Below are 6,049 nucleotides of genomic sequence, written 5' to 3'. Positions count from 1 at the left end.
CGGATATGGACAATATTGTAAAGGTGGTAGCAGATGCACTGAACGGAGTTGCTTATCACGATGATACGCAGATCGCATTGGTTCAGGCAAAGAAATGTTATTCGGCAGTAGAAGGACTGGATGTGACAGTTGAGGAGTATACCGGATAAAAAAGGAAGGAAATGTAAGAAGTGGCAGGACGACCAAAACAAGGAATTGATTATTCCGGATGGTCGGTTGACATATTCGATGGCGATAAGAAGATAGACAAACTTCTTGATGCAAAAGGATGGAAGGGATTCGGGATCTACTTCTTTTTGTGTCAAAGGGCATATAAAGTAAACGGATATTTTTATGAATGGGGCTATGACGACTGTGCAACGACAGCAAGGCGGATGGGCGGCGGCATCAGTTCCGGTACAGTAAAAGAAACTGTGGATTACTGCCTGCAAGTGGATCTTTTTGATAAAGGGTTATTTGACAGGTGGGGGATCTTGACCAGTAGAGGTATCCAGCGTCGTTTTTGGGCGGTACTATCCGAGCGGCGGAGTAAAACAGTATATGGTGAGTATTGGCTTTTGAAACCCGAAGAATGCAAAGGCCTAGTTAAAGTCAGCTTATTTTCGGATATGCAACCGACAAATGATGATGTGCAGGGGACAAATGAGGATTCGCTTTATAGAAAGGAAAGTAAAGTAAAGAAAAGTAATGTATATAAGGGCGCTTTCAGCGATTCTTCCCTTGAATCAGCTTTTCAGTTCTATCTTCTTGTCCGATCACAGAACTGGGGAGAGATCTCTGAAGAGCAGATAAATGCTTTGAGAGAGGATCTTCTATCGCTGTCCTCTGATCTGGATGAACAGAAAGCAATCCTGAATAAAGCTGCAGCTGGCGGATGGAAGAACCTGTATCCGGTTCAGAAGAGAAAGCCGAAATCAAAGAAGCAGTCAGAGAAACAGGGGAAGTTTAAGAATTTTGAAGAGCGTGAATATGAGGATATGACAGATCTTACAAGGAAGTTGATGCAGTGATGAAAAAGAAGAATGGGAAACATGGAAAACGAAGTACGTTCCTGCGAGTTGGAAGCAGGAAGAAACGGAAGATTATTAAGCGTGGGAAGCAGGAGGATTAAACATGCTGATAGAAAAGACATTGAAAGAGGCATTGGCAGACTACATAAAAGGTAAACCAGTGACGGTATTATGGACAAGGGATGATGGAAGTATGGATGCCAGATTACTGTCCGATATCTTGGAACAGGAAGAAAATCATTTTCTGGTAAATGTTCCGGCATATCACAATCCGGAATTTGCACAGGCAGTAGCTGAAATGGTGGAGCGTAAAGGAACAGATGACTATAGCAGAGAAGTAACACCGACAGGGATAACGGAGAAGGACGGAAGTACCACCCCCCCCCCTCACAGAGCCGGATCCAGAAGTGATTCCGGCAGAAAATAAAAGGGAGAAAGCTCTGGAACTGGCAAAAGAAGGAAAAGGTGCGGCAGAGATTGCAAGGATGATCGATGCAAAATACAGTACTGTGTATTCCTGGTTGAATCCGGATAAGTGCAAGAAGCCAAAGCCAGAGAGCAAAACAGCCAGTAATGCGGACCGGCACAAATGCAGGACCTGTATGTTCCGGGCAACAGGAAATACAAAGGGAGCTGGCTGTTCTTATATCGAGATAACAGGTCACAGCAGAAAATGCTCCGTGGAAGAATGCAGTGTGTATCAGAAGGGTAACGCAGTGTCAAAGCGGAAGATGAAAGGATTTTATGAATGAGTTGGGCAGATAAGCAACTAAAGAAACACAAGCTCCGAAAGCAGATCAAAGAGATCATGGATAGTCCGGAGTTCCAAAAGGAACGCCAGAAGGAACTGGACAAGCATACAGCAGAGGCAATGAACTGCTTCCTGTTGATCAGTGTAGATTATTTGTACCGGAACTATCATTGCAAAAGAAAGGGAGTTTTGAAATATCTGGAATTTGTTTTACACCAGATGCACTTTGCACAGAAGGACGAGGAATATTTTCAGCTGATGAATGAGGAGTTGGAAAGAGAAGTGGGTGTGAATGTGTTGGGGACATTGAAAGGCGGTGGAGTGGATGAATAATAATTGGATTCCAACAACAGAAAGACTCCCAGATCAACGGGAATTCATAGAATCCTATGTGCAGAGCGAATATGCAGCAGAATTCCTGGTAACGATCGAGGGAGCAGATAAGGCAACAACGCTGTATTATTCCCAGACAGGTGTCTGGTTCGATGAACAGGGAGAACCGTATAAGGTCGTGGCGTGGATGTCACTTCCGGAAAGGTATAAGGGATAATGGAAGAGGATAAATACACAATGTATGCGGTAAAAAAAGATTTGTATCTGGATGATAACAGCTATAACCATTCTGATAGCAATGAAATGGACTGGATCGGCATGGTGCTTATGGGTGTTTTGCATTCCGGCTATATTAGAGTGATGAGGGATAGAAGGTGATAATTTGCAGGAGAAACGAAGCAGAAAAGAGCAGCGGAGGGACAGGCAGCAGCATTATGAGGAACTGGAAAGCCGGCATGATGCAAAGGCGTTGGAGAGATTCAAAAGACCGGCTTACCAGAGCGTAAGCGTTGCAGAATATCTGGCAAAGAAGTATGACATTACAGCGGAGGTGGATACCGGTGGACAAGGGCGTTTTGATTGAGTACGCGGATATGAAAGAAGAGATTAAGGATCTGCGCCGGAGAATCGAGAAAATCCAGAAAGAATTGAATAAACTGCATGGACAAATTGTCGTGGATTCGGTATCATGTGGTAAGAAGGGGAAAAAGCCACTAGGTACGGTGAAGATCACTGGCAGACCGGTTGGTGTGATTTCCAGAAAAGAACAGTTGCTGAAAAAGAGAACCAGAAGGCTTGAGGAACTGGAAGAAGAGCTTTTGGAAATGACAATCCAGGTGGAAGAGTACATAGAATCCATTGAGAAGAGTGAACTGCGGATTATCTTCCGGCTGTATTTTCTGGATGATTTATCGTATCCAAAGGTTGCAGATCAGATGAACAAAATGTTCCCGAAACGCCGGATACGGTACACGGACGAGAATATTAAGAAAAAAATTCAAAGATATTTTGAAAATGTCCCACAATGTCCCGATAAAAAGTGATAGAGTATAAACTGGAATTGATGAAATGTAACAAGGTAAGACATTTTTGATGGTTCCTCCGATCGTAAGTATTTAAAACCATGAAGAGACACCTGGTATTGCTGGGTGTCTTTTTCGTTGCGTAATGTCGAAAAAAGAGGTATTATGGGGATAGGTTTTAGATATGAGCGGAGGAAAAGACAATGAGGTTATATGGAATGTATTATACCTGCAAAAAGAATATTGAATATGTTAAGAACATGAAAGTTATCAATAGAACAACTACACGGGAAGCAACATGGTCCATAGAGTCTTGGGAGGAAAAGAGCATAGTGTTAAATGAACTTGCTAAAATGAAACCACTAAGAACACCTGCAAGAGAATTATATGAAGCAATCCCTATAGTATATCGAGATCAAGATGAATTTGATATATCAGTGACGGTGAGAGACAAATTTGTAGCTGCAAGAGGAAAACTTATTGTGGCAATGGAAACAATTATTGATATGTATGAAACTATAAATCCAAATAAAGTAACTGATGATGAGTATGGATTCGACATAAAAATGCCCGAATTTGATGATTTGGGAGAGTTTTCTAAGTGTATGGAGGACTTGGACTTTGTAATGAAACAGTGTCCGTATTTGAATGATAAAGATGCACAAATAAAGTACGGATCGATTGATGTTGGCTCTACGTGGTTGACATTTATTATTGCCGGAGTAGGTGCTACAACAATAATGACCAATTTGGCTAAAATTGTTGATGCTGCAATAAAAATAAAATCTCATATGACAACTGTTAAAATGCAGGAAGAGGCATTGAGATCTGTTGAAATAAAAGACGAAATAGCAGCAGAGGTATTAGATGCGTACAAAAAGGCAAATCGGGTTTTAACTCAAAAGAGTGTCGCTGAATTAGAGCAGGAACTTGGGGAGTTAAAGGATGGAGAAGAAAAGGATAAAGCTGGAAAAGCATTAGAAAAATTGGGCTATTGGATGGATAAAGGTATGCAAATATATTCTGCAATTGATGCACCAGCTGAAATTAAAGATGTATTTCCAACACAGCAAGAAACAAATTTCCTGTCGGATGATTTAATAAAATTATTAGAAAATAAAGAAAAATAAATTTGTTTTTATAGCATCCTTCGGGGTGCTTTTCTAATGCATAAAATAAACCAGAATTGAAGGTGGTGAAGTGGCAGGATATGAAAACATAAGAGATGCAAATGACAATCGAACCCCGGAAGAGCGCCGGGAATTAGCAAAAAAAGCAGGAAAAGCGAGCGGTCAGGCAAGACGCAGGAAGGCAGACTTCCGGAAGACCTTAAACCTGCTGCTTACTGCCGAAATAGATAATGAAGAATGGAAGCCGGTTTTGGAGTCACTTGGTGTTGAGTGTACTCTGGAATCGGCTTTGCTTATGGCGCAGATCAAGATGGCATTGGCGGGAGATACGCAGGCGGCAAAGTTTGTAGCACAGTATTCCGGACAAAGCGCCAGAGCCGAGGAAGATCTGGAAAATAAGAAAGCAGATACAGAACTGATCAAGGCAAGAAAAGAAGCTATTACTGGTGAAAATGAGAATGATGAAGCACTTGATCGGCTGGATCAGATCCTGAAAGAGGTGCGGGATAATGCAGTTAAGCAAGAAACAGAATGAGTACATTGTGAACGCAACTCATAGATGGAATATCAAATCTGGCGCAGTACGTTCTGGTAAATCCTACGTTGACACAGCTTTTGTGGTTCCATTCCGTATCCGGGAGAGAACTGGCAAGCCGGGACTCAATGTTATTCTTGGTGTATCCAAAGAATCTATTGAGCGAAATGTGCTGCAACCAATGCGTGAAATCTATACGAACAAGCTGATTGGACAGATCAATAACCGAAATATGGCGCATATCTGTGGCGAAGAGGTGTATTGCCTGGGAGCTGAAAAGGTCAGTCAAGTGGCGAAGATCCAGGGTTCCAGTATCAAGTATTGTTATGGTGATGAGGTTGCTAAATGGAACAAAGAAGTGTTCCAGATGTTAAAATCCCGTCTAGATAAGCCGTATTCGTGTTTTGATGGATCCTGCAATCCGGAGCACCCCACACACTGGCTGAAAGAGTTCCTGGACAATGACAAGTTAGATATCTATCTGCAGAAATATACGATATTTGACAATCCCTTTTTACCTCCGAAATATGTGGAAGAGCTCTGCAAGGAGTATGAGGGTACGATTTATTATGATCGGTTAATCCTTGGACTCTGGAAACGTGCAGAAGGAGCAATCTACAAACGTTTTGCAGATAATTCCGATGCTTACAAATGTGAGGTGCTGGATGAGCTCACGAATGACGCAGAATACAAGCAGTTCAAAAAAACAGATATTGTATCGATAGAGATCGGACTTGACTTCGGAGGAAATCAGTCCGGTCATTCTTTTGTTGCCAGAGGATACACAGATGATTATGCGGATGTGGTTGCGGTAATGTCTAAGAGAATCATGGCGAAGGATTCAGAGGAAGATATTGACAGCAACAGGCTGGATGAGCTGTTCTGTGATTTTGTTCAGGAAGTAATAGATAAATACGGAGTAATCGGAAAAAGCGGTAATTACGTGGAGTATTGCAACGTAGAATCTGTTTATTACGACAACGCGGAAACCGTCCTTGGTAATTCTATCCGGAATGCAGTAGAAAAAAGATTCCCGTGGATCACTGTTAGGAAGGCAAGGAAAGCAGCGATTATTGACCGGATCCGTTGCACGGTAAGGCTTATGGGAGCGGGAAGATTCTGGATAACAGACGATTGCAAGTCCCTGCAGACAGCATTTTCTGATGCGGTATGGAACAAAGATGTAACGGACAAGGATGAGCGTCTGGATGATGGCAGCACCGATATTGATAGTCTGGATGCATTTGAATATACGATAGAAAGAGATA

The 6,049-nt window shown here is 42.2% G+C and carries 10 protein-coding genes and 1 pseudogene; all 11 read left to right on the top strand.

Going from position 1 to position 6,049, the window contains the following annotated elements; all coding sequences use genetic code 11:
• Positions 1-5: 5 nt before the first annotated feature.
• Positions 6-149 (top strand): RusA family crossover junction endodeoxyribonuclease, encoded by a 144-nt coding sequence (locus tag ACYQ5K_RS11220; RefSeq protein WP_459777593.1) that lies wholly within the window; start codon positions 6-8, stop codon positions 147-149.
• A gap of 21 nt (positions 150-170) precedes the next feature.
• A complete protein-coding gene (locus tag ACYQ5K_RS11215; RefSeq protein ID WP_178025196.1) occupies positions 171-1,010 on the top strand; it encodes a DUF4373 domain-containing protein in 840 nt (279 codons plus the stop codon).
• Positions 1,011-1,113: 103 nt separating this feature from the next.
• Complete coding sequence (locus ACYQ5K_RS11210; protein WP_459777591.1) at positions 1,114-1,437, top strand: hypothetical protein; 324 nt, start codon at positions 1,114-1,116, stop codon at positions 1,435-1,437.
• A pseudogene (locus ACYQ5K_RS11205) lies at positions 1,418-1,567 on the top strand (helix-turn-helix domain-containing protein); the annotation flags it as partial. The gene ACYQ5K_RS11210 and the pseudogene ACYQ5K_RS11205, both read left to right, overlap by 20 nt.
• A 191-nt stretch (positions 1,568-1,758) precedes the next feature.
• Positions 1,759-2,094, top strand: coding sequence for a hypothetical protein (locus tag ACYQ5K_RS11200; RefSeq protein ID WP_178025199.1), 336 nt, complete (start codon positions 1,759-1,761; stop codon positions 2,092-2,094).
• Positions 2,087-2,311 carry a hypothetical protein gene (locus tag ACYQ5K_RS11195; protein WP_459777590.1) on the top strand — a complete coding sequence of 75 codons (225 nt, stop codon included), beginning with the start codon at positions 2,087-2,089 and terminating at the stop codon, positions 2,309-2,311. Before ACYQ5K_RS11200 ends, ACYQ5K_RS11195 begins: the two co-directional genes overlap by 8 nt.
• A 165-nt stretch (positions 2,312-2,476) precedes the next feature.
• The gene (locus ACYQ5K_RS11190; RefSeq protein ID WP_459777589.1) at positions 2,477-2,677 is read left to right on the top strand and encodes a hypothetical protein; all 201 of its coding nucleotides are present in this window, start codon (positions 2,477-2,479) and stop codon (positions 2,675-2,677) included.
• Complete coding sequence (locus ACYQ5K_RS11185) at positions 2,655-3,137, top strand: hypothetical protein (protein WP_459777588.1); 483 nt, start codon at positions 2,655-2,657, stop codon at positions 3,135-3,137. The genes ACYQ5K_RS11190 and ACYQ5K_RS11185 overlap by 23 nt, the downstream gene beginning before the upstream one ends.
• Positions 3,138-3,319: 182 nt before the next feature.
• Positions 3,320-4,246 (top strand): hypothetical protein, encoded by a 927-nt coding sequence (locus ACYQ5K_RS11180; RefSeq protein WP_459777587.1) that lies wholly within the window; start codon positions 3,320-3,322, stop codon positions 4,244-4,246.
• A 70-nt stretch (positions 4,247-4,316) separates the two neighbouring features.
• The gene (locus ACYQ5K_RS11175; RefSeq protein ID WP_459777586.1) at positions 4,317-4,781 is read left to right on the top strand and encodes a hypothetical protein; all 465 of its coding nucleotides are present in this window, start codon (positions 4,317-4,319) and stop codon (positions 4,779-4,781) included.
• Positions 4,756-6,049: PBSX family phage terminase large subunit (locus ACYQ5K_RS11170; RefSeq protein WP_459777585.1), on the top strand; the 1,294-nt coding region annotated here is incomplete at its 3' end. The genes ACYQ5K_RS11175 and ACYQ5K_RS11170, both read left to right, overlap by 26 nt.

The sequence above is a fragment of the Allocoprococcus similis genome, from assembly GCF_054660775.1.
Note: the sequence above shows the minus strand (reverse complement) of the source record. Positions and strands in the feature narration are given on the sequence as shown.

Excerpts from the sequence above, each read along its gene's own strand:
- ACYQ5K_RS11220 (WP_459777593.1), top strand. The coding sequence starts at position 6 with ATGGACAATATTGTAAAGGTGGTAGCAGATGCACTGAACGGAGTTGCT.
- ACYQ5K_RS11210 (WP_459777591.1), top strand. The coding sequence starts at position 1,114 with ATGCTGATAGAAAAGACATTGAAAGAGGCATTGGCAGACTACATAAAA.
- ACYQ5K_RS11200 (WP_178025199.1), top strand. The coding sequence starts at position 1,759 with ATGAGTTGGGCAGATAAGCAACTAAAGAAACACAAGCTCCGAAAGCAG.
- ACYQ5K_RS11195 (WP_459777590.1), top strand. The coding sequence starts at position 2,087 with ATGAATAATAATTGGATTCCAACAACAGAAAGACTCCCAGATCAACGG.
- ACYQ5K_RS11180 (WP_459777587.1), top strand. The coding sequence starts at position 3,320 with ATGAGGTTATATGGAATGTATTATACCTGCAAAAAGAATATTGAATAT.